We start from the raw sequence: 22,695 nt of genomic DNA on the forward strand, positions 1-22,695 counted from the left end.
AAACAATTCTCTCCTGCACGAAACCATTTTTCCCTTTTGGTGCAGACATCCCGAAACCGAGCCTAATTAACAATTCTCCCAACGAAACGCCGCCCGGCGTCGGAATTGGGAGCCTGTCATGTCGAACGTCGTCGCCATCAACGCCGCAGCCAAGAAGTCGATTGCCGCCGCCCGCGCGACAACAGACGAAATGCTGCTGCAGAGTATTGCCAAGGGCGATCGCACGGCGATGCATGTGCTTTATTCCCGCCATAACGTCCGGGTTTACCGCTTCGTGCTGCGCATGGTGCGCGACACCACCATGGCGGAAGACCTCGTCAGCCAGGTGTTCCTCGACGTGTGGCGGACCGCCAGCCAGTTCGAGGGCCGCTCGCAGGTTTCAACCTGGCTGCTGTCGATTGCCCGTTTCAAGGCGCTGACCGCGCTGCGCCAGCGCAAGCATGAGGACATCGAGCAGGAAGACGTGCTGGAGATCGCCGATGAGGCCGACACGCCGGAAGCCTCGCTCGACCGCAGCAACACCAGCGCGATCCTGCGCGCCTGCGTCGCCAAGCTGTCGCCGGCCCATCGCGAGATCATCAACCTGGTCTACTACCACGAGAAGTCGGTGGAAGAGGCCGGTGCGATCATCGGTATTCCCCAGAGCACGGTGAAGACCCGGATGTTCTATGCCCGCAAACAACTGGCCGAGTTGCTTAAGGGCGCCGGCGTCGACAGCCTCGCCGCATAAAGGATCAGGTATCGTCAACGGCCAACGGGGAGCGGTATCGTCCGCTTCCCGTGTCGTCTATTGATCACTCCACTATTGATCTCTCCACGCACCACTGGCCAAAGCTGTTCGGAAGTATGATACGCCGCAGGTCGTCGCCGTGCGCCGGCGCGGGGCGAAGGCAATGGCGGTTAAGGCTGAATGATTTTCGAGAAATTTTCGCTGTTTGATATAGGTCAATAACTGCACCATTTATTCCACTTGCCAACTTTAGGTAGTCGGACCTAGGCTGAATGTCTCGGACCGCACGTTTTGCGGGACTAAATCCTTCATGCGACAGAGATCGTGGAAAGAAGGTGGTCATGCAGCAAACTGGAAGTTCAGTTTTTTGATCGACTGCACAACGCTTGGTGCGCGCGGCATCGTGCCACCTGCACTTGGAACCGTTACTTCAGAATAGAGCTGACATCGATCCGCCCGATCCTGCGGCGGAATTTGCTTAACCGTTCGGCGATCTGAACATCGCCGGATGAGAACGGCTGTGTCCAAGAACAATGCCTCAAACAAGCCGGAGGAACTAATGGCAAAGCTCACTCTCCAACTACCGCTGCAACGTCTTGGCGCCATCATTGCCCCGTCGATGGCGCTTTCCGCTCTTGTCACGATCGGCCTGACGAATCCCGCATTGTCGGTACCACTCCATCCCACAACCTCCGCACCCGAGCAGGTAAAGGATGCCTCCGATATCATCCAGGTCCGTGCTGCTGCGCGTCGGAGTAGCGTTGCCGTCGGACCGCGCGGCGGTGCCGTGGCCCGAAGCCGGACTGTAGTGCGCGGCCCAGCGGTTCGCCCGGGCGGCGCCGTCGCTGTCGGCACTGTCGGCCGCGCTGGATGGGCTCGGCCCGGCCACTATTCCTGGCCACGCGGCGGCGCAATCGCAGCCGGAGCCGCGATTGGCATGGTGACCGCTGCCACGGCTGCCGCCTGGGCGGGCGCAGCACCGGCGCCGGGGATGTGCTGGTACTATACCGATCCCTCCCGTACCCAGGGGTTCTGGGACTACTGCCGGTAGGGCGGTAGCCCGGCGCACGCGGGAGAAGTCGCGATGTCGCAGCCAGGGGCCGAAACCGAGCAGCGCCCACCGGACGCGAACAGGACCGATGAAATGGTCTTCATTCCCGGCGGCACGTTCCGCATGGGATCCGATCACCACTATCCCGAAGAGGCGCCGGTTCATCGCGTGTCGGTGGACGGCTTCCGGATCGACCGCACGCCGGTGACGAACCGGCAGTTCAAGGAATTTGTGAGGGCGACCGGTCATGTCACGATGGCCGAGGTGCCGCCGGACCCCGCGCAGTATCCCGGCGCGCTGCCGCACATGCTTTACGCCGGCTCACTCGTGTTCGTTCCGCCACGGCGCGTCACCGGCCTCAAGGACTGGAGCCAGTGGTGGACCTTCATGAAGGGAGCCGACTGGCGCCATCCATACGGGCCGAAGAGCAACATCAACGTGCAGGACAATCATCCGGTCGTGCATATCGCCTATGATGATGCCCTGGCCTATGCCAGATGGGCCGGCAAGGATTTGCCGACCGAGGCCGAATGGGAATTCGCCGCGCGCGGCGGGCGCGACGGCGAGGAGTTCGCGTGGGGCGACGTCCTGATGCCCGGCGGCGTTCATATGGCCAACATCTGGCAGGGCAATTTCCCGCTCCAGAATCTCAGCGAAGACGGTTTTGAACGCACCTCGCCGGTGACGGCATTCGCGCCGAACGGCTACGGCGTCTACGACATGATCGGCAATGTCTGGGAATGGACCTCCGACTGGTGGTCGCAAAAGCACGAAGCCGAAGCGCCGAAGGCGTGCTGTATCCCTCACAATCCGCGCGGCGGTCCCCAGGCGGACAGCCTTGATCCATGTCAACCAAACATCAGCATTCCGCGCAAAGTGTTGAAGGGCGGCTCACATCTCTGCGCGCCGAACTATTGCCGCCGATATCGGCCGGCGGCGCGGCATGCCGAACCGATCGATACGTCGACAAGTCACGTTGGATTCAGGTGCGTCAGGAGGAGCTGCGTCGCTGAATAAATGATTCTCAATCCCCATCGTGCAGCAGGAGGCCAGGATGCCCGAAGCAAAGGATCAGGGACCATCTGTAACAGCATCGAACCCGGCTGATCATCAAACACTGAGCCGCCGTAAAATCCTTCTCGGCGGCACATCGCTCGCCGCCGCGACCGCCATCAGCGCCGTCGACCGAACGCAGGTCGCGCAAGCCCAGCAGCCACAGCAGCCTCCAGCCCCGTCGGGGCGCAGACCCAACATCCTCGTCATCTGGGGGGACGATGTCGGCATCGCCAACATCAGCGCCTACTCGTTCGGCCTGATGGGCTACAAGACACCCAACATCGACCGCATCGCCCGCGAAGGCATGATGTTCACGGACTACTACGCCGAGCAGAGCTGCACGGCGGGTCGTGCATCGTTCATCACCGGTCAGGCCGGCCTGCGAACCGGCATGACCAAGGTCGGCTTGCCAGGCGCCACACTCGGCCTGCGCGGCGAGGACATCACGATCGCCGAAGCGCTGAAGCCCCTCGGCTATGCCACCGGCCAATTTGGCAAGAACCATCTCGGCGACCGCAACGAATTCCTGCCGACCGTACACGGGTTCGACGAGTTCTTCGGCAACCTCTACCACCTCAACGCCGAAGAAGAACCCGAGCATCCCGACTATCCGAAGGACGCGAGCTTCAAGGCGAGATTCGGCCCGCGCGGCGTGCTCAAGTGCAGGGCAGCCGACAGAGACGATCCAACCGTCGATCCGCGTTTCGGCAGGGTCGGCAGGCAGACCATCGAGGACACCGGCGCGCTGACCAAGAAGCGGATGGAGACGGTCGACGACGAGACCTCCAACGCCGCGATCGACTTCATCAAGCGGCAGACCCAGGCCAACAAGCCCTTCTTCTGCTGGTGGAACGGCACCCGCATGCATCTCTACACCCATGTGCGCCCGGAATATAAGGGCCGCAGCGGCCTCAGCGAATACATGGATGGCATGCTCGAGCACGACGGCCACGTCGGGAATCTGCTCAAGACGCTCGACGACCTCGGCATCGCCAACGACACCATCGTCATCTACGGCACCGACAATGGCGTCCACATGAACTCCTGGCCGGACGGCGGCATGACGCCGTTCCGCAGCGAGAAGAACACCAACTGGGAAGGCGCCTATCGCGTCCCGGCGATGATCCGCTGGCCGGGCCGCATCAAGCCGGGCCAGGTCTCGAACGAAATCTTCGCAGCACTGGACTGGTTCCCGACGCTGCTCGCGGCCGCCGGCGAACCTGATATCAAGAACAAGCTGCTCACCGGCTATAACGCAGCCGGCAAGAACTTCAAGGTGCACCTCGACGGCTACAACCAGCTGCCGCTACTGACGGGCCAGCAGGAGAAATCCGCGCGCAAGGAGTTCTTCTACATCAACGACGAGGCCCAGCTCGTGGCGCTTCGCTACGAGAACTGGAAGCTGGTCTTCTGCGAGCAGAAGGTCCAGGGCACATTGGAGATATGGGCAGCGCCGTTCGTGTGCCGCCGTCTGCCCAAGATGTTCAACCTGCGCCTGGACCCATACGAGCGGGCCGATATTACGTCAAACACGTACTACGACTGGACGATTCAGCGCGCGTTCCTGATCGTCCCGGCTCAGGCGATGGTGGCGCAGTTCATCGAGACGTTCAGGGACTTCCCGCCACGGCAAAAGCCTTCCAGCTTCAGCGTCGACGAAGTTTTGGCGGCGATGGAAAAGAGCCCCGGCTGACCACGGAAAGCGTGACGCGCCGGTTGGCGGCGCGTCACGCAGAGGCGATCGATACCTCGACAAGCCATTTGGGTTTCAGATGCATTATCAGGCACCCGGAGTTCAGCCATCGATAGCGCCGTCTACAGCTTAGTCTTCTTCAAGGTAGGGAGTGTCGAATGAGCGATGACGTCAAGAAAAAGAACGAAAACTCCAACGGCTCACGTGGTGGGTTACTACGAAATCTGCTTGCCGCGGCGCTTGTGGCAACGTGCATTTCGCCATTCCTGCAACAACCGGCATGGACCCAGCAGCCCAGTGCCGCGAAGCCGAACATCCTCGTGATCTTCGGCGACGACGTCGGACAGTCCAACATCAGCGCCTACACGCACGGCGTGGTGGGCTACAAGACGCCCAACATCGACCGGATCGCCAAGGAAGGCATGTTGTTCACCGACTATTACGCGGAGAACAGTTGCACGGCCGGTCGCTCGACCTTCATCACCGGACAAGTCTGCCTGCGCACCGGCCTTTGCAAGGTTGGCATCCCCCGGGGCCGCGGTCGGGCTGCAGGATCGCGACGTGACAATCGCCCAGGCGCTCAAACCGCTCGGATATGCGACGGGGCAATTCGGCAAGAACCATCTTGGCGATCGCGATGAATACCTGCCCGTAAAGCATGGCTTCGACGAATTCTTCGGCAACCTCTATCACCTGAATGCCGAGGAGGAGCCGGAGCGGCCCTATTATCCGAAGAACGATACCGCATTCACCAAGAGCAACACGCCGCGCGGCGTGCTCAAGGCGTCGGCCGACGGCAAGATCGAGGATACCGGTCCGCTCAACCGAAAGCGGATGGAGACGGTGGATGACGAAACGACCGCCGCCGCCATCGACTTCATGCAGCGGCAGGCCAGGGCCAACAAGCCGTTCTTCACCTGGATGAACACGACCCGCATGCACGCCTTCACGCATGTGCGTCAGTCCATGCAGGGACAGAGCGGAATGCCCGGCAATGAATATGCCGACGGCATGATCGAGCATGACGGCGACGTCGGCAAGCTGCTGAAGGCAATCGACGATCTCGGCATCGCCAACAACACCATCGTGGTCTATTCGACCGACAATGGCCCGAACCAGTGGTCATGGCCGGATGCAGCGACAACTCCGTTCCGCAGCGAGAAGGACACCAACTGGGAAGGCGCATTCCGCGTGCCGGCGATGATCCGTTGGCCCGGCCGCATCAAGGCCGGTGAAGTGTCCAATGAGATGGTCTCCGGCCTCGACTGGTTCCCGACGCTGGTTGCCGCCGCCGGCGACGCCGACATCAAGGAGCGCCTGGTCAAGGGCACCAATCTCGATGGCAAGTCCTTCAAGGTCCATCTCGACGGTTACAACCAGCTGCCGTACCTCACCGGCCAGGCGCAGAAATCGGCGCGCAACGATTTCTACTACTTCAATGACGACGGCGAGATGGTGGCTTATCGCTATGGCGACTGGAAAATCGTGTTCTGCGAGCAGCGGCGACCAGGCGGATTCGAGGTGTGGAGCAACCCGTTTACCTGCCTGCGTGCACCGAAGGTATTCAACCTGCGGATGGATCCCTTCGAGCGCGCGGACATCGTCTCGGACCAGTATTATGACTGGCTCGCCAAGAACGCCTACCTCTTGCAGTACGGCGTGTGGCGGGTGGCTCCCTTCCTGCAGACCTTCAAGGAGTATCCGCCGAGCCAGCGCTCTGCCAGCTTCAGCATCGACCAGATGGTCGACGCACTGATGAAGAACCTGGACAAGACGGGTACGAAGTAAGGCTTCGGCGAGCGCGCTGCGGCCTCGGCGCCGCAGGGCAATGCAGTGAACCGGCCGCCGCCTGTGGCGGCCGGCGGACTTCGAGGCGCGAGACAAATGAACGATCTCGGCACGAGCACGCCCCAAACTGAAGCAGCGCCGGTAACCGCGAAGCGTTCAGCAGCCCGCGACGCCTTGCTTGATCTCAAGGCCCGGATCGGCAAGTCGGTGCTCGGCCAGGATCATCTGGTCGAGAGCATGCTGATCGCGCTGCTTGCCAACGGCAATCTCTTGATCGAAAGCCTGCCGGGACTTGCCAAGACCCGCGCGGTCAAGACGCTCGCGAAAAACCTCGCGGCGGATCTGTCGCGCGTGCAGTTCACACCGGACCTGCTGCCGTCGGATGTGACCGGCGCGGAAATCTATGTGCAGACCGACAAGGGCGGCCAGTTCCAGTTCCAGAAAGGGCCGATCTTCGCCAACCTCGTGCTCGCCGACGAAATCAACCGCGCGCCGGCCAAGGTGCAGTCGGCGCTGCTTGAGGCGATGGAGGAGCGCCAGGTCACCGTCGCCGGCAAGACCTACAAGATGCCTGATCTCTTCATGGTGCTGGCCACGGAGAACCCGATCGAGCAGGAGGGCACTTATTCGCTCCCCGAGGCACAGCTCGATCGCTTCCTGATGCACGTCGTCATCACCTATCCGGACGAGGCGACGGAAGGCGAGATCATCAGGCTGAACCGCGAGGAGAATGCGCAGAAGCCGAAGGACCATTCCGCGGAGCCGGCACCGGTTCCGCAGCAGGCCATCCTCAACGCGCGCGGCGAGATCGACGGCGTCTTCGTTTCGGACCTGGCGCAGAAATATATCGTCGACATCATCTACGCCACGCGGTTCCCCGGCCGGTACGGCGATCCCCTCGGCAAATGGATCCAGGTCGGCGCCAGCCCGCGCGGCAGCCTTGCGATCGATCGCTGCGCCCGCGTGCGCGCCTGGCTCGACGGCCAGGAATTTGTGACGCCCGACCATGTGCGCGCGGTGGTGCATGACTGCCTGCGGCACCGGTTGATCCTGAGCTACGAGGCCGTCTCGCAGGGGGTCAACGCCGACCAGGTGATCGACAAGATCACTGAACTGGTCGCAGCCGCGTGAGGGAGCCATGACCGACGGGACAGCCAACATACCAGGTGTCTACGTCAGTCTCGACGATCTGCTCGCACTCGAATACCGCGGACGCAAGGTCTCGTTCCTGCCGCGTCAGCCGGCGCACAGCCTGTTGTCGGGCCGGTTCGCCTCGCGCATGCGCGGACGCGGACTCAACTTCGAGGAAATTCGCGACTATCGCGCGGGTGACGACGTCCGCTCGATCGACTGGAAGGTGACGGCACGGCTGCAGAAGCCGCATGTCCGTGTCTTCAACGAGGAGCGCGACCGGCAGACGCTGCTGGTCGTGGACCAGCGGCTTCCCATGTTCTTCGGCAGCCGCCGCGCGATGAAGTCGGTCACCGCGGCGGAAGCCGCGGCGATCAGCGCATGGCGCGTTCTTGGCGCAGGCGACCGCGTCGGCGCCATCGTGTTCGACGATCGCGGGCTGACCGAGTTCCGGCCGCGGCGCAGCCGCGCGACGGTGCTGCAGATCCTGTCCGCGATCGTTGCATCCAACCGGGCGCTTGGCGTCGGCCGCGGCCTGTCTGCATCCCCATCAATGCTGAACAAGGCGATTCAGCAGGCACAGCGGCGCGCCTTCCACGATGCGGTGGTCATCATCATCAGCGACTTCGACGGGGCAGATGACGAGACGCACAAGATGGTGGGAGCAATAGCCCGCCACAACGACGTGGTGGCGCTGCTCGTCCACGATCCCCTGCAAAGCGACCTGCCGGCCACGGCCAGCATGACGGTGACGGACGGTGAGTTGCAGATCCATCTGGAAGTGGGGCGCGAAAGCGTCCGCCAAAGCATCGCGCAGGCTTTGCAGGAACGGCTCAAAGGCGTGTTTGCCTGGACGCGGGAGCTTGGTGTCCCCGTGCTGCCGCTCAGCACTGCCGAGGATACCGCCCAACAGCTTCGTCACCTGCTCGGTGCCCTGCAGAATCGCAGCGAACGCGGCGGCCATGGTCAGATGGGGGCGAGCCTTGGCTGACGCGCAAACCAAACCCGCCGATCCGCTTGCCGGCCTAATCGATATTCCGCTCCCGCAGGAGGTGAGCCTGTGGCCGCAGACCTGGCCGTTGCGCATCGCAATCGTACTCGCCGCAGTATTGGCTGTGTGGGCGATCTGGCGGTTCGTGCATCGATATCGCGCCAATCGGTACCGGCGCGAAGCGCTCTCGGAGCTGGATCGAATGTGCCAGACGCCCGAGGCGGTGCCGGATCGGTTGGCGGCCCAACTCTCCCTGTTGGTGCGGCGTACGGCATTGGGGGCCTTTCCGCGCGAGACGGTCGCCCCGTTAACCGGCACGGCGTGGCTGGCATTTCTCGACCGCAGCTACGGCGGGGACGAGTTCTCGCGGGGCGCGGGACGATGGCTCGTCAGCGCGCCCTATCAGCGGACCGCGCCGGGCCGCGATGAGCTGAATGCGTTACGCGGCCTCGTCCGCCGCTGGATCAGGGGGCACCATGTTTGAGTTTGCGTGGCCCTGGATGCTCGCTCTGTTGCCACTGCCGATTCTGGCGTGGTGGTGGCTGCCGCCATACCGCGCGCGTCAGGCATCGGTGCAGGTGCCGTTCTTCGAGCGGCTGGCGGCAGCCACGGGGCAAACCCCGCAGAGGGGCGCCGTGGTGCTGCAGCGGCGGCGTATTCAGATGATCGTCGCTATCCTGATCTGGATCCTGATTGTCGCGGCGCTGGCACGGCCCCAATGGGTCGGTGAGGCCGTGACGCGCGAGATTTCCGCGCGCGATCTCATCCTGGCGATCGATATTTCCGGTTCGATGGAGCAGCGCGATTTTCGCGCCGCTGACGGCGCGACGCTCGCTCGCCTCGATGGCGTCAAGCGGGTCGTCAAGGATTTCATCGCGCGGCGGCGCGGTGATCGCTTGTCGCTGATCTTGTTCGGCACGAGGGCCTATGTACAGGTGCCGTTCACCCAGGACCTGCAGACCGTGCAGCAACTGCTCGACCAGGCCCAGGTCGGCATGGCCGGACAGCAGACGGCGATCGGGGACACGATCGGGCTTGCGATCAAGACGCTTGAGGGAAGCAGTGCAAAGCAGAAGCTCTTGATCCTGCTGACCGACGGCAACGACACGGCGAGCCGCGTGCCGCCCGAACACGCCGCCGAGATCGCCCAGCAAAAAGGCGTCGCCATCTACACCATCGGCGTCGGCGATCCCGCGGCCTCAGGCGAGAACCGGGTCGATCTCACCGTGTTGCAATCCGTGGCGGCAACAACAGGTGGCCGCTTTTTCCGCGCTGAGGATGGCGCGCAGTTGCAGGCGATCTATGCCGACATCGACAAGCTCGCGCCCGCGAAACTCGACACGTTGTCGTGGCGCCCGAAGCTGCCACTGTTCCAGTGGCCGCTTGGTGCCGCGGTCGTTTTGGGGTTGGCGTTGTGGCTCGGCCTGTGGCTGACCGGCGAGCGGGAACGGAAAGGAGCGCTTCGTCATGCATGACGCAGCCAGCATTCCGTTCCACCTGCTGCGGCCACTGTGGCTGCTCGCGCTAATTCCGGTCGCAGTGATCTTCGGCATGCTGCTCTGGCGGCAGAACCCTCGAGCGCAATGGGGCGGGGTAATCGCGCCGCATCTTCTTCAGCACCTGATTGTGCAGCCTGGCCAAGGGCGCGGCTTTAACCCGCTTTTCCTCGTGACGGCCGGCTTGGTGCTCGGCATTGTCGCCCTGTCGGGACCGACCTGGCGGCGCGAACTGCCGCCGTTCGTCGAGGACAAGGCGCCGCTGATGATCGTGCTCGCCCTGAGCAGCTCGATGGATCAGGCCGATGTCGCGCCGACGCGGCTCGAACGAGCCAAGCAGAAGATCCGGGATTTGCTCGGCGCCCGCGCGGGCGCACGGAGCGGGCTTATCGCCTATGCCGGCAGCGCCCACCTCGTGATGCCCCTGACCGACGACAGGTCCGTCATCGAGCCGTTCCTTGCGGCGCTCGTGACCGGCCTGATGCCGGGAGACGGAAAGAACGTCACCGCCGCGGCTTCGCTGGCGACGCAGTTCCTGGCCACCGAACCGGTTGCCGGCACCATCCTTGTCGTGGCCGATGATCTAGATCAACCCGCAATCCGCCAGGCGGCCGGCCGCAACGGCGTCGCGATGTTGAGGGTCGCGCCTGCACAGTCCGGAGAGGGGATGGTCCTCGGCTCCGATATCGTGCGTGTAAGCGTTGATAGCTCCGACATCCAGGCGATCGAGCGCCGGATCGAAACCCGCTTCCAGGCGGCGCAGGGCGATGCGTTCGGCATGCAATGGCGCGACGAAGGCTATTGGTTGCTGTTTCCGCTCGCGCTTCTTGGCCTGCTCTGGTTCCGGCGCGGAACGACGGTGGCCTGGGTGGTGATGTTGTTCGTTGTCTTGCAGGCCTTGCCTGCAAAAGCCGAGGGGCAGCCGCACCGCTTTGCCGACCTGTGGTTGACGCCGGATCAGCAGGGACGAATTGCGTTTGATCGGGGCGATTACAGCACGGCGGCGCTACGCTTTGCGGATCCGATGTGGCGCGGGATTGCCGCCTATCGCGCCCTCGACTTCCTGACCGCGGCACAGGAGTTCCGCAAGGTCGAGACTGTGGAGGGCCGCTTCGCACTCGGCAATGCCGAGGCGCAGAACCATGCCTGGGAAAGGTCGATGAAGGCGTACGACGAGGTGCTGAAGGCGCGGCCCGCTCATCTCGCGGCGAAAACCAATCGCGCGATCGTGGCCGCGCTTTTCGAGGCGCAGGAGGAAAAGCGCCGCAAGCAGGAGCAGGACGACAGCGCGCCGCCGGAGCAAAAGGCGGATGAGATGCGCGTCGATCCCAACCAGAAGGGCGGCAAGCGCATTCAGGTTACGCCGCAAGACGTCACCACGGCCGGCGCCGCGGAGGCCTGGATGCGCGCGGTGCAGACGACGCCTGCGGATTTCCTGAAGCTGAAATTCGCGATCCAGGCTACGGCAAACGCGTCAGGCGCAGGAGGGCGGCGATGAAGCGCTCACTCGCCTCGGCAATCCTTGCTGTCGCCGCCATCGCGCCGTGCGGCGCCTGGGCGCAGCAAGCTCCGGCACCTGAGCCGGTCCTGCATATGACCATCGATCCTCCACGCGTCGTGGTCGGGCAGCCCACGACGCTGCGGATCGACGTGCTGGCGCCGAACTACACGACTTCGCCGCCGGAACTGCCGGGCTTCCAGGTCCGCAACGCGGTGACACGGCAATTGCAGAGCGTCAATCTCTCCGAACAGCGCGACGGGACGAGTTATGCCGGCGTACGCTTCGAGTTCGCGATCTATCCGCAGGAGCCAGGCGCCTTCGCCATCTCGGATCAGAAGGTCAAAGTGAAGTACGCGGCGGAACCGCCTGCCGTGCGCGAAGAACTGCTTTCGCTGCCGCGGGTGTCCTTTGACGCCTTCATTCCCGACGCAGCCGCCGACCTGAACCCGTACCTCGCTGCCAGCCGGCTAAGGATCGAACAATCCGTTCAGCGTTCGTCGGAGCAGCTCAAGGTGGGGGATTCCGTCACCCGCAGCGTGACAATCCAGGCGGAGGAAACGCCGGCGATGCTGCTGCCGCCGGTGACATTTCCTGATGTCGATGGGCTTGCGGTCTATCCCGCCCAACCGGCGCTGCAGGACAAGACCGAAGGACGAACCGATGCGCTGACGGCGACGCGGACGGATTCCGCGACCTACATTCTGCAGCGGCCCGGTGACTATGCGTTGCCTGCGATCGATGTGCGCTGGTGGAACGCAGGCGAAGGGCGCGTCGAGACCGCACATCTCGACGCGGTGACGCTGCAGGTCGCGGCCAACCCGACTGTGCAGCAGGCCGGGGCAAGCGCGCCGAAAGCGCGATTTAACTGGGCGACAATCGTCGATCTCGTCGCGGACCACTGGCTGTTCGCGCTCCTTGCCACCATCGTCATCGCCGGCCTCATCTGGGTCGCGCCTCGAGCGGTGCGAGGGATCGCAGCCTATCGTCGCCGCCGACGCCAGACTTATCTGCAATCCGAGGCCTTTGCCTTCAGCCGACTTCGCCATGCGCTCCGGCACCGCGACGCAAAGGCGGCTTACTTCACCCTGCTTGATTGGCTGCCGCATGTTGGCGCGACAACACCGGATCACACGGTCGAAGCCTTCAAGGTGGCTGCAGGGGACCCCGTGTTGGACCGCGAGATCGACGCGATGGAAGCCGAGCTTTTCGCATCGCAACGCGACACAGCCCGTTCGTCGCGACGTCAACTGCTGCACCGGGTGAGCGCCGCCCGACGAAGGTTGCGACCGCAGGCAGGGCGCAGCAGCAACATGCGCTTACCCCAACAACTGAACCCGGTCGGCCCCTCCAGCGTGACCGCCCATGGCGGCAGAAAGCCGGCCCGATGAAAGGAGCATGCGAACACAGATAGCACACAACACAACGTCCGGATCGATAGAACGAGCAACCTTGAGCACCATGGAGCGTAGAATGAGTAGTGAGGCGAAGAGACACGACCACACCGCTACCGATTCCAAGGGCGGTGACAACGCAGCCATCGATCGTCGGGCGGTGTTGCTCGGCTCATCATCTATTGTCGCGGCGGCAACGCTGACATCGCAAGCGTTCGCGCAAGCCCAGAAGGCCGCGCCGGCTGCGGCTCCGGCGACACCAGCGACCCCGACGGCGCCAGCGGCAGGCCGCAAGCCGAACATACTCGTCATCTTCGGCGATGATATCGGCATACCCCAGATCAGCGCCTACACCATGGGCTTGATGGGATATCGTACGCCCAACATCGACCGCATCGCGCGGGAGGGAGCCATCTTCACCGATTCGTACGGCCAGCAAAGCTGCACCGCCGGCCGCGCTTCCTTCATCCTCGGCCAGGAACCGTTCCGGACCGGGCTTCTCACAATCGGTATGCCCGGCGATCCCCATGGTATCCAGGACTGGATGCCGACGATTGCCGACGTCATGAAGACGCAAGGCTATGCCACCGGCCAGTTCGGCAAGAACCATCTCGGTGACCGCGACGAACATCTGCCCACCAAGCACGGCTTCGACGAGTTCTTCGGAAATCTCTATCATCTCAACGCTGAAGAGGAGCCGGAAGGCTATTTCTATCCGAAGGATCCGAATTTCCGTAAGCAGTTTGGACCTCGCGGCGTCATCAAATCGTCCGCGGATGGAAAGATCGAAGACACGGGCCCGCTGAACACTGCGCGCATGCCAACAGTAGACGAGGAGTTCCTGGGTGCTGCCAAGGACTTCATTGGACGGCAAGCGAGGGCAACCCGGCCGTTCTTCGTCTGGTTCAACTCGACGCGAATGCACATATTCACGCACTTGAAGCAATCATCCCGAGGCAAGACCGGCAAGGGCATTCACGCTGACGGCATGGCGGAGCACGATGGAATGGTCGGAGAGCTGCTAAAGCAACTCGACGATCTCGGCATCGCCGACAACACGATCGTGCTTTACACGACCGACAACGGTGCCGAAATCGCTCTCTGGCCCGACGGAGCCATGACGCCGTTTCACGGTGAGAAGGGTACGACGTGGGAAGGCGGCTTCCGCATCCCGATGATGGTGCGATGGCCGGGCGTGGTGAAACCAGGAACGCAGTACAACGAGATGATCTCGTTGATCGACTGGTTTCCGACGCTTGCCGCAGCGGCCGGGATTCCGGACATCAAGGAAAAGATGAAGGCTGGATTTGCCGGCGCAGGCGGCAAGAGCTTCAGGGTTCATCTCGACGGCTACAACTTCATGCCCTTCTTCAAGGGGGAAACCCAGACGCCGCCCCGCGATTCGATTTACTACTTCGATCAGGGGGGCAATCTCAATGCGATCCGGTGGAACGACTGGAAGCTCAGCTTTGCCACATCAAAGGGAAATATCGCAACGGGGACTCGCGAAGTGCCCGCATGGGCGCTGATCGCCAATCTGCGCATGGACCCCTACGAGCGCGGCATGGAGGAAGGAGGAGGAGCGGTGGATTTCCTTGCCCGGAATATGTGGCTGATTGTGCCCGTGCAGGGGAAGATCAAGGAGTTCTTCTCCGATTTCGACCATTTCCCCTATCAGGAAGGCAGTTCGCTGAACGCCGGCGGGATCAACTATGGCTTGCTCCGGCAGCAGGCCGCCTTGAAGCGGCTCAACGAACTTGAACGACTGAAGCCGCGTTAGTGCGGATGGCCAGGGACTGACAGGATGTAGAAGGGACGATAGCCATGAAAAGGTTTGTCTGCGCAGCATTCACTCTGCTCTTAGCTACGGCAGTGGTAGCAAGCGCGCAGACGCAACCCGCCCGCACCGCGGATCAGGATATCAGCGACGCGTATATCTACCTTCTTGGCCGACTATTGGTGACGCGTCAGCAGCAGCTCGATTTCCAGGAAGGGTTCAAATGGAACGAGCTCGTGCATCGCAAGCCTGGCGCCGTGGACTGGCCGAATCCCAATCTCGACGTGGCCTACTCCGAAGCGTGGGTAGCAGTGGACGAGAGCAGTTGCACGATCGTCAGCGTGCCGAAGGTCGAAGGCCGCTACTACACGGTCCACTTCCTCAACGGCTGGGGCGAGACAATTGCCAACATCAACGAGCGCCTGTTTCCCAAGCGGCCGTTCGGGGAGTTCGCCATGTGCCTCAGGGGCGCGAACGTCGCGATCCCTGCGGGAGCGACGCGCATCGATCTCCCGGCGAAGTATTCTCGCGTGCTGGCCCGGGTCGAGCTCGGCGCCGATCCGGACGCGGCAATCGCCTTGCAACACCAGTTCAAGTTCCGGGCGACGGGAACGCCAAAACTTCCGGAAATCCCCAGGACGCCAATATTCGAGCTGGAGAAGTTGCCGGGCGTCGAAGCCTTCGAGGCGGCCGACATCGCGCTTGACGGCGAACCGGATCTCAGCGTCGGACTGGAAGCGCTACAGGAGAAAACCCGCGCCATCGCCAAAGCCGTCAAGGACCCAGCCGAGCGCGCGCGCGTGGATCACGTGATCCGCACCCGAGCCTTCGCCGATCTCGGCAAGGCCGGGGCCATCATCGGCCACGGCACGGCGCAGAACGGTTGGGCTCGTCCCGGTGTCGTCGGAGAATACGGCCTCGATTATCTGGCGCGGACCTTGGTCAACAACGGTGGCATCTGGGCCAACATCAAGCCGGAGGTGCTCTACTATCGGGGAAGCCACGACAAGACCGGGGCTGATCTCAGCGCAGACAATGTCTACACGCTGACGTTCCCGAGGGATCAGTTGCCTGCCCAGTACGCCACGTTTTTCTGGTCGGTAATCGCGGTGGACGGCGTCCGTTTTCGCGTCCTGCCCAATCCAATCAACCGGTTTCTGATCAACAACCAGTCGAAGCTGCAATACGGCGCGGACGGCTCGCTCACCCTGTACTTCGCCGACCAGAAGCCTGCCGACGCACCTGACGGCAATTGGCTGCCGACGCCGAAAGGATCGAAGTATCGCCTGACGTTCCGGTTCTATCGGCCGACGGAAGGCGTGGCGAACGGCACCTACTATCCGCCGCCGCTGATCAAGCGATGATGCGATGGGAGGGAGCGATGATATCAGGCGCACGCTTTGCCAAATGGGGTCTCGGCCTCTTCATCTTCGGCGTGTTCCTCACTTTCGGGATCATCGCGCATTACTGCGCGGGCGCACGCTGGCCAAACGGCGAGCTGTTCATGCAGAACATCACGTTGTGGTGGGCCTGCCCGTGGACGCTGTCAGTCGCGGCCGTGCAGGCTGGCGGGCTCGGCATGGTGGCAATCGGTCTCACGCTGATGCTGGCCGCGCGGGTATCGCCAACACACCTGGCGGCAGAAGGCTCGACGGCGCTTTGGCTCTGCATCGTCGGGCTGCTGGGTGTCTTCGCCGTCGGTTATCCCGGCTACTTCGTCTTCGATGCGATCTGGCCGAGCTACTACTACTCGCCGGTGGCGGCGGGCAAGAATGCCTGGCTGCTGGGACAGGCGCTGTTTATCGCGGTCTACTTCGTGGGTCTGCTGATTGCATTCAATGACGTGCGGCACGCGCTTGCGCTGGCTGCGCGACAAGCGCCAGGTGCACTCAAGTGAGGAGGATGACGATGAGCAAAGGGCTGTTTGTTGCACTCGCACTATCTTGCCTTACGGGAGGCGCGCTCGCGCAAAATTCACCGCAAGAGCGGCTCATCCGCAGTCGCGCCGTTGAGTCCGTGATCTGGGCCATGCCGGCGGTCAATTACGACCTGATGCTGCAGGAGATGCTCAGCAAGACTGACGGCAAGGTGAACCAGGTCGTTTATTGGGGCCGGCCGCTGGACTGGCGCAATCAAACGCTCACGCCCAATCCGGACGCGATCTACTTCATGGCGTTCTTCAATACCAAGGATGGTCCGATCGTTCTCGACCTGCCGCCCGGCGATAGTGACGGATCGTTCAACGCCAACATCGTCAATGTGTGGCAGATGCCGCTCGAAGATGCCGGGCTGCTCGGCGCCGACAAGGGCAAAGGGGGCAAGTATCTGATCCTGCCGCCGGGTTACGCAGACAAAGCACCCGACGGCTACGTCGCGCTGCAATCGGACACCTTTGGCGGCTATATGCTATTCCGCTCCAATCTCAAAAGTCACAACAGCGCCGACGTCGCGAGATCGATCGAGTACGGCAAGCGGTTCAAGGTCTACCCGCTCGCGCAGGCGTCCAGTCCGGCGCCGACCATCTTCGCCGATGCCAAGGACGTCACCTTCGACTCCACGATCCGTTACGACGCGAGCTTCTTCGAACACCTCGATCGCATTGTGCAGAGCGAACCCTGGCTGCAGCGCGACCGTGCGATGATCGATCCGTTGAAGTCGTTAGGCATCGAGAAGGGCAAGCAATTCAAACCCGATGATGTAAGCAAGGCGCTGCTGACGGCGGCAACACGTGAAGCCGGCGCGTGGCTGGAAGCGAAGTATGATGCCGGCTTGCCGCCGTTCTTTTCCGCGACCAGCCGCTGGACTTATCCAGCGCCTCACGAACTGGTCAAAGCGGCGCAGGAAGCCTATGCCGATCCGAACCTTTATCCCGTCGATAACCGGGGCATGGCCTATAGCTACGCCTATATCGGCATCAAACGGCTTGGTGTCGGCCAGTTCTACCTGATCTCGATCAGGGACAAGGACGGCCAGTCATTCGACGGTGGCAACACGTATCGGCTCACGGTGCCAGCGAATCCTCCGGTCGAGCAATATTGGTCGGTCACCGCCTATGATCGCCAGACTCACGCGCTGATCAAGAATATGCCGCGCGCGAGCCGCTCGTCGCAGATTCCGGAACTGCAGAAGAACGCCGACGGCTCCGTCGACATCTACTTTGGTCCGGCGGCGCCGGCGGGCAAGGATGCGAACTGGGTGCCGACCGATCCGGCGCGGAAGTTCGAACTGATGTTCCGCGCCTACGCACCGACCAAGGCACTGTTCGAAAAGAGTTGGGTGCTTTCCGATGTCGAGAAAATCGGCAGCACGGTCGGAACTGGAGCAGCAAAATGAAGCGCAGCGTGCACGCGATGGTGCGGAAATCCGGCGCGCCGTCGCGGCCTATCGCCTCTAACGCCGCCGGCAATGGGAGATCACGATGAAGAAAACCAGCACAGCCCTTCTTGTCAGTCTGATGGCCGCAACCGCTTCGACAGCATGGGCAGCGGCCGAGCCTCCGCTGCCGCTGTCGCCGAACTGGGGTCGCGCGATGCCATCAGGCCCTGATACCCGCGTCAAGATCACCGAGGAGTATGCCAAGCAGGTCGGACGCGATGCGTATTTCTGGGCGTGGCCGATGGTGAACATGTATAATCGCCGGCTGCATTTCATGCAGGTCAAGGAGATGGTGATTCGGGGGCCGCTGATGGAGGCGCCCGCCAACCGCCTTGCCATGCTCACCGACTATGTCGATCCCGAGGAGCGCTCGGTTGCATGTCCGAACCAGGATGTCGTCTACGGTATCGGCGCGCTTGCGCTCGATGTTTCGCCGGTCGTGATCCAGGTGCCTGATTTCGGCGACCGGTTCTGGGTCTATCAGGTGGTCGATCTTCGCACCGACAGCTTTGTCCAGCTCGGCAAGATGTATGGCACCACGCCGGGCTTCTATCTTCTGGTCGGACCTCACTGGAACGGTGAAGTTCCGAAAGGCATCACGAAGGTCTTCCGCTCCTCATCCAATACCGGACTCGCCGCGCCGCGCGTTGCGCAGAACGACACGCCCGAGGACAAGCGTGCCATCCAATCGGTATTGCCCGGCATCATGATGTATCCGGTAGCGGAATACGACGGCCGGACGAAGACAAGGGATTGGGCCAACCTGCCGAAGGCGCCTGCGCCTCCAAGCGGGGCAGAAGAGACGCCATGGGTACTTCCGGACAAGTTCGTCGACGAACTGCCGGCCGTTCTTGCGGACGCAGCGCCGTTGCCCGGAGAGGAGGCGCGCTACGCCCAGGTGCTTGCGGTGGTGACCGCGGCCAGGAACAATCCCTCGATCAAGCAGGCGATGACCGAGGGCGCAAAGGAAGCGGATGAGAAATTGGTGAAGCCACTGTTCCAGTTCCGCAACTATGGCCAGCAGCTTCCGCACAACTGGTCCACCATCTCCAATGAGTCCGCCTTCGGCACGGACTACTTCACGCGCACGGCCGTGGCGAAATCGAACATCCTGGTCAATGCGCCAAACGAGACGAAATACTTCTACCAGGACCTCGATGCGAACGGCGGGCGCCTCAACAGCGCCAATCGCTACGCCGTCACGTTCGACAAGGATCGGGTGCCGCCGGTGAACGGCTTCTGGTCGCTCTCGATCTATAACGAGCATCATTTCTTCGTAAAGAATCCAATCAACCGCTTCTCGGTCGGCACCAAGAACAAGGATCTCAAGTTCGCCGCCGACGGTTCGCTGACGATCTACGTTCAGGCCGAAGCCCCGACCGATCCCGCGCAGCGCGCCAACTGGCTGCCGGCGCCCAAGGGCGATTTCTCGCTCTTTGTCCGCGCGTACTGGCCCAAGGCGGAAGTCATGGAGGGTTCGTGGACACCGCCTGCGGTGCGGCGAACAGACGAGGGAACGACGATGGGTGTGCGGCAGTGACATAACAAGAGGGCGTCGCATGAAATGAGTGGGACCAGCAGCAACGGTAGGCGCCAGCTTCACATCGGCTTTCGCACGTCGATCATCACCGTGTTCATCGCGGTTGTGCTGTTCGTTGGGCTGATCCTGGTCTATCTCAGCTTCGACCGCGTCTCCTCGATCACGCGAACGGCGGCCAGCACCTTCATCGAGAAGGTCGCCCAGCTCGGCGCCGACCGCATCGATTCGCAGTTCAAGAGCGTCAGCGACAGTCTCGACATCCTCGCCGGGCTGCCGGCGGTCCAATCCGCGGAGATCGACGACAATCCGAGACTGTATGCGTTGATGGCATCGATGCTGCGCAACAATCCGCAGCTATTCAGCCTCTATGTCGGGTATGAGGACGGCTCCTTCCTGGAGATGGATTTCATCGACCGCGCCAAGCCTGGCTTCAGGGCGAGCCTGAATACTGACGAGGATGCGGTGTTTCGTCTCGTCGTCATCTCCCGCACCGGCAAGGCCACTGCTGCGCCCGTCACGCGATACCTGTCTGAGAACCTGATCGAGGTTGCGGAGGTACCGGGTCCGACAAGTTACGACCCGCGCCGGCGTCCGTGGTACGTCGACGCCTTCAAGAACGAAAAGACCTTGCTGACCGGTCCGTACATTTTCTTCGCCACCGGCGAGCCCGGTTACACGTTCCGCACCCAACTCAGGGAAGGCCGCCGTGGCGTCGTCGCAGGCGACCTCCTGCTCAACAGGCTGGAGCAATTGCTGGCCCAACAGCGGCTTGGCCAGTCGGGATTGACGTTCCTGTTCAACGAGGCCGGTAACATCGTCGCCCATCCCGAGATGGGCCGGCTGATGGACGCGAGCGATGAGCTTCCCACGCTCGCCGCCATCGAGCTCGCCGGGCTATCTCCCGCGATTGAGGCGTGGCGCAAGGGCGGACGTGCCCAGCAAATCTTCGCCGATCAGGCAGGCAGGACACATGTCGCCGCCTTCCGCCCGATCGAGATCGCCGGGCCCGCCAATATCCACCTGGCGGTGGTCGCGCCGCTTGACGAATTCTTCTCCACGATCATCTCCGAGCGACGAGCGCTGTTTGCGGCCGCTCTGGCGTTCGTTCTCGCGACCCTGCCGCTCGCGTTCTGGCTGGGATCGCTGATGGCGCGTTCGCTGCGGGAGTTGGCGAAGCAGACCGACGAAATTCAGAGGTTTCAGGTTACAGAGCGGCCGCGGCTACGTTCGATGATCAACGAGATCGATGAACTCGGCCGTTCGGTTTTCACCATGCGAACCGTAGTCCGCAATTTTTCGAGCTTTGTTCCCAAGCAGATCGTGCGCCAGCTGATCGAGTCAGGGACATCGTTGGGTCTGGGCGGGACCCGGCGCGAGGTCACGGTATTGTTCACCGACGTCGCCGATTTCACCGCAAAAACGGAGAAGGCCGATCCGTCGCAGGTCATGATCTTCACTTCGCGCTATTTCGCGGGCCTATCGGAAGCGATCATGAATCATCACGGCACCATCGACAAGTTCATCGGCGATGCGGTGATGGCGCTCTGGAACGCGCCGACCGATGACCCCGACCACACCATCAATGCCTGCGAGGCCGTCCTGGCGTGCCTGCGCAAGAACGACGAACTGAACGAATCTTTTGGAAGTGAGGGATGGCCGCCCTACGAGACGCGGTTCGGCCTTCACGTTGGCGACGCCGTCGTCGGGAACGTCGGTTCGTCGGAACGCATGAACTATACGGCGCTGGGCGCGACCATCAATCTTGCTGCCCGGCTCGAAGGCCTGAACAAGAATTATGGCACAAGGGTCCTCGCAAGCGCGGCCATCAAAACTCGCGCAGAGCACCGATTCGTCTTTCGTACCATCGACCGGATCTCGCCAAAGGGCTTTGCAGAAGCGGTTGCGATCTATGAACTGCGCTGTGCGCGCGAGGACGATGTCGCGGCAGAGCTGGCTCTGTGCAGGCGCTGGGACGAGGTCTATTGCGCTATTGAGCGCGAAGATCCCGCGCGGGCGCTTGCAGCAATTTCCGCCTTCCTCAGCGAATACCCCGGGGACAGCGTTGCCAGATACTACGCCGAACGTGTTCAGGCCGCCCTTCATTCCGGGCGGCCAAAGGGCGCCGGCATGGGTCTAAGGAAGCACGCGCGATGAACAGGCGACAACTCTTGACGGGCGCGGCCGGCGTCGCCGTCGGTGCGGCGCTTCCGATGCCGGCGATCGCGCAGACCAGAACGAAGATCCGGCTCGGTCACCTCCATGTGGTCGCCGTCGATGGACAAATCCTGACCGGCCTCGATCGCGGTTCGTTCGAGAAGCGCGGGATCGACTTCGAGCGCTCGGAATTCAATACCGGTCCCGAAGTTTTCGCGGCGATGGCGGAGGGACGTCTCGACGTGCTGTCGGCCGGCGGCGTCATCTCCAACTATCTCGCGCTTGGCGCCGGCCGCGCCTTCCTGATCAATGATATCGAGATCGCTACCGCGCAGCTCTGGATCCGGCCGGATCAGGGCGTCAAGACGTTCGCCGATCTGAAGGGCCGACGGATCGCGACGACGACCAAGACGACGGCGCATATCTTTCTGGACAGGGCGCTTCGTGCCAACAACATCAATCCTTCCGACGTCGAGTTGGTCAACGGCACGATGACGGACGCCGTGGCATCCTTCATTGCAGGCACCGTTCCCGCGGTCGCGCTCTGGGTCCCGTTCAACATCAGGGTTCGCGAGGCCTTGCCGGGCGCCGTCAAGCTGGTGGATGCGTCTGCCTTCTATCCCCAGTCCGCCGTCGTTGGCGGCTGGGTCGCGCGGACTGACTACTACAACGACAACAAGGAGGTCCTCGGCAACATCATCCGCGCCTGGGCGGACGCCAACGATTACATCGTCCGCAATCCCGCTGCTGCAGCCGAAGCGCTGCAGAAGAACCACTATAGGCAGGCGTCAGTGTCCGATATTGCCGAAGCGCTGAAGGCACAGAAGATGTTCACGTCGCGGGAGTGGCGGAGGCTTTACGTCGACGGGACGGTCACGAAATGGCTGCAGCAGGTCAGCGATTTCTTCATGACCGATGCCGGCATCACGGGCGCCAAGCCTGCTTCCGAATATTTTGACCCTGATCTGTATCTTTCGGTGATCTGACCCTGAAAACGTGATCGACGAATCAAATGATTGGA

General features: G+C 62.4%; 17 protein-coding genes and 1 pseudogene. All 18 read left to right on the top strand.

All coding sequences use genetic code 11. The features are described 5' to 3' along the window. The first annotated feature begins 118 nt into the window (after positions 1–118). The 18 genes and pseudogenes from KIP88_RS23170 to KIP88_RS23255 all read left to right on the top strand — a co-directional run bounded on the left by KIP88_RS23170 (position 119) and on the right by KIP88_RS23255 (position 22,660). Complete coding sequence (locus KIP88_RS23170) at positions 119–730, top strand: sigma-70 family RNA polymerase sigma factor (protein WP_214490302.1); 612 nt, start codon at positions 119–121, stop codon at positions 728–730. Positions 731–1,289: 559 nt separating this feature from the next. Beyond that, positions 1,290–1,781 (top strand): hypothetical protein, encoded by a 492-nt coding sequence (locus KIP88_RS23175; protein ID WP_249790960.1) that lies wholly within the window; start codon positions 1,290–1,292, stop codon positions 1,779–1,781. 33 nt (positions 1,782–1,814) lie between these two features. Further along, a complete protein-coding gene (locus KIP88_RS23180) occupies positions 1,815–2,798 on the top strand; it encodes a formylglycine-generating enzyme family protein (RefSeq protein ID WP_214490303.1) in 984 nt (327 codons plus the stop codon). A gap of 37 nt (positions 2,799–2,835) precedes the next feature. Beyond that, entirely contained in the window at positions 2,836–4,530 is a 1,695-nt protein-coding gene (locus KIP88_RS23185) for an arylsulfatase (RefSeq protein WP_214490304.1), read from the top strand. A 158-nt stretch (positions 4,531–4,688) separates the two neighbouring features. Next, positions 4,689–6,318, top strand: a pseudogene (locus KIP88_RS23190) (arylsulfatase). A 96-nt stretch (positions 6,319–6,414) separates the two neighbouring features. Then, positions 6,415–7,449 carry a MoxR family ATPase gene (locus KIP88_RS23195; protein ID WP_249790961.1) on the top strand — a complete coding sequence of 345 codons (1,035 nt, stop codon included), beginning with the start codon at positions 6,415–6,417 and terminating at the stop codon, positions 7,447–7,449. A 7-nt stretch (positions 7,450–7,456) separates the two neighbouring features. After that, positions 7,457–8,440: a DUF58 domain-containing protein gene (locus tag KIP88_RS23200; protein WP_214490305.1), complete on the top strand. Its 984-nt coding sequence runs from the start codon at positions 7,457–7,459 to the stop codon at positions 8,438–8,440. Further along, positions 8,433–8,924 carry a DUF4381 domain-containing protein gene (locus KIP88_RS23205; protein WP_214490306.1) on the top strand — a complete coding sequence of 164 codons (492 nt, stop codon included), beginning with the start codon at positions 8,433–8,435 and terminating at the stop codon, positions 8,922–8,924. The genes KIP88_RS23200 and KIP88_RS23205 overlap by 8 nt, the downstream gene beginning before the upstream one ends. Further along, positions 8,917–9,915, top strand: a complete 999-nt coding sequence (locus tag KIP88_RS23210; protein ID WP_214490307.1) for a VWA domain-containing protein — start codon at positions 8,917–8,919, stop codon at positions 9,913–9,915. The genes KIP88_RS23205 and KIP88_RS23210 overlap by 8 nt, the downstream gene beginning before the upstream one ends. Continuing rightward, positions 9,908–11,434, top strand: coding sequence for a VWA domain-containing protein (locus KIP88_RS23215; RefSeq protein WP_214490308.1), 1,527 nt, complete (start codon positions 9,908–9,910; stop codon positions 11,432–11,434). Before KIP88_RS23210 ends, KIP88_RS23215 begins: the two co-directional genes overlap by 8 nt. After that, positions 11,431–12,825, top strand: coding sequence for a BatD family protein (locus KIP88_RS23220; RefSeq protein ID WP_214490309.1), 1,395 nt, complete (start codon positions 11,431–11,433; stop codon positions 12,823–12,825). The genes KIP88_RS23215 and KIP88_RS23220 overlap by 4 nt, the downstream gene beginning before the upstream one ends. Positions 12,826–12,907: 82 nt before the next feature. Beyond that, positions 12,908–14,608 carry an arylsulfatase gene (locus KIP88_RS23225; protein WP_214490310.1) on the top strand — a complete coding sequence of 567 codons (1,701 nt, stop codon included), beginning with the start codon at positions 12,908–12,910 and terminating at the stop codon, positions 14,606–14,608. 44 nt (positions 14,609–14,652) lie between these two features. Further along, positions 14,653–15,969 carry a DUF1214 domain-containing protein gene (locus KIP88_RS23230; RefSeq protein WP_214490311.1) on the top strand — a complete coding sequence of 439 codons (1,317 nt, stop codon included), beginning with the start codon at positions 14,653–14,655 and terminating at the stop codon, positions 15,967–15,969. Positions 15,970–15,986: 17 nt separating this feature from the next. Then, positions 15,987–16,502 (top strand): hypothetical protein, encoded by a 516-nt coding sequence (locus KIP88_RS23235; RefSeq protein WP_214490312.1) that lies wholly within the window; start codon positions 15,987–15,989, stop codon positions 16,500–16,502. An 11-nt stretch (positions 16,503–16,513) separates the two neighbouring features. Further along, the gene (locus KIP88_RS23240) at positions 16,514–17,938 is read left to right on the top strand and encodes a DUF1254 domain-containing protein (protein WP_214490313.1); all 1,425 of its coding nucleotides are present in this window, start codon (positions 16,514–16,516) and stop codon (positions 17,936–17,938) included. Positions 17,939–18,023: 85 nt separating this feature from the next. After that, a complete protein-coding gene (locus tag KIP88_RS23245; protein ID WP_214490314.1) occupies positions 18,024–19,520 on the top strand; it encodes a DUF1254 domain-containing protein in 1,497 nt (498 codons plus the stop codon). Positions 19,521–19,544: 24 nt separating this feature from the next. Continuing rightward, positions 19,545–21,674, top strand: a complete 2,130-nt coding sequence (locus tag KIP88_RS23250; RefSeq protein ID WP_214490315.1) for an adenylate/guanylate cyclase domain-containing protein — start codon at positions 19,545–19,547, stop codon at positions 21,672–21,674. After that, a complete protein-coding gene (locus KIP88_RS23255; RefSeq protein WP_214490316.1) occupies positions 21,671–22,660 on the top strand; it encodes an ABC transporter substrate-binding protein in 990 nt (329 codons plus the stop codon). Before KIP88_RS23250 ends, KIP88_RS23255 begins: the two co-directional genes overlap by 4 nt. Positions 22,661–22,695: the final 35 nt, after the last annotated feature.

The organism is Bradyrhizobium sp. SRL28 (assembly GCF_018596315.1).
In the GTDB taxonomy this organism is placed as follows: Bacteria; Pseudomonadota; Alphaproteobacteria; order Rhizobiales; family Xanthobacteraceae; genus Bradyrhizobium.

Bases quoted from the DNA above. Each gene is read 5' to 3' on its own strand.
- KIP88_RS23245 (WP_214490314.1), top strand. From the start codon at position 18,024: ATGAAGAAAACCAGCACAGCCCTTCTTGTCAGTCTGATGGCCGCAACC.
- KIP88_RS23255 (WP_214490316.1), top strand. From the start codon at position 21,671: ATGAACAGGCGACAACTCTTGACGGGCGCGGCCGGCGTCGCCGTCGGT.
- KIP88_RS23230 (WP_214490311.1), top strand. From the start codon at position 14,653: ATGAAAAGGTTTGTCTGCGCAGCATTCACTCTGCTCTTAGCTACGGCA.
- KIP88_RS23220 (WP_214490309.1), top strand. From the start codon at position 11,431: ATGAAGCGCTCACTCGCCTCGGCAATCCTTGCTGTCGCCGCCATCGCG.
- KIP88_RS23195 (WP_249790961.1), top strand. From the start codon at position 6,415: ATGAACGATCTCGGCACGAGCACGCCCCAAACTGAAGCAGCGCCGGTA.
- KIP88_RS23250 (WP_214490315.1), top strand. From the start codon at position 19,545: ATGAGTGGGACCAGCAGCAACGGTAGGCGCCAGCTTCACATCGGCTTT.
- KIP88_RS23180 (WP_214490303.1), top strand. From the start codon at position 1,815: ATGTCGCAGCCAGGGGCCGAAACCGAGCAGCGCCCACCGGACGCGAAC.
- KIP88_RS23185 (WP_214490304.1), top strand. From the start codon at position 2,836: ATGCCCGAAGCAAAGGATCAGGGACCATCTGTAACAGCATCGAACCCG.
- KIP88_RS23235 (WP_214490312.1), top strand. From the start codon at position 15,987: ATGATATCAGGCGCACGCTTTGCCAAATGGGGTCTCGGCCTCTTCATC.
- KIP88_RS23175 (WP_249790960.1), top strand. From the start codon at position 1,290: ATGGCAAAGCTCACTCTCCAACTACCGCTGCAACGTCTTGGCGCCATC.
- KIP88_RS23225 (WP_214490310.1), top strand. From the start codon at position 12,908: ATGAGTAGTGAGGCGAAGAGACACGACCACACCGCTACCGATTCCAAG.
- KIP88_RS23170 (WP_214490302.1), top strand. From the start codon at position 119: ATGTCGAACGTCGTCGCCATCAACGCCGCAGCCAAGAAGTCGATTGCC.
- KIP88_RS23215 (WP_214490308.1), top strand. From the start codon at position 9,908: ATGCATGACGCAGCCAGCATTCCGTTCCACCTGCTGCGGCCACTGTGG.
- KIP88_RS23210 (WP_214490307.1), top strand. From the start codon at position 8,917: ATGTTTGAGTTTGCGTGGCCCTGGATGCTCGCTCTGTTGCCACTGCCG.
- KIP88_RS23240 (WP_214490313.1), top strand. From the start codon at position 16,514: ATGAGCAAAGGGCTGTTTGTTGCACTCGCACTATCTTGCCTTACGGGA.
- KIP88_RS23200 (WP_214490305.1), top strand. From the start codon at position 7,457: ATGACCGACGGGACAGCCAACATACCAGGTGTCTACGTCAGTCTCGAC.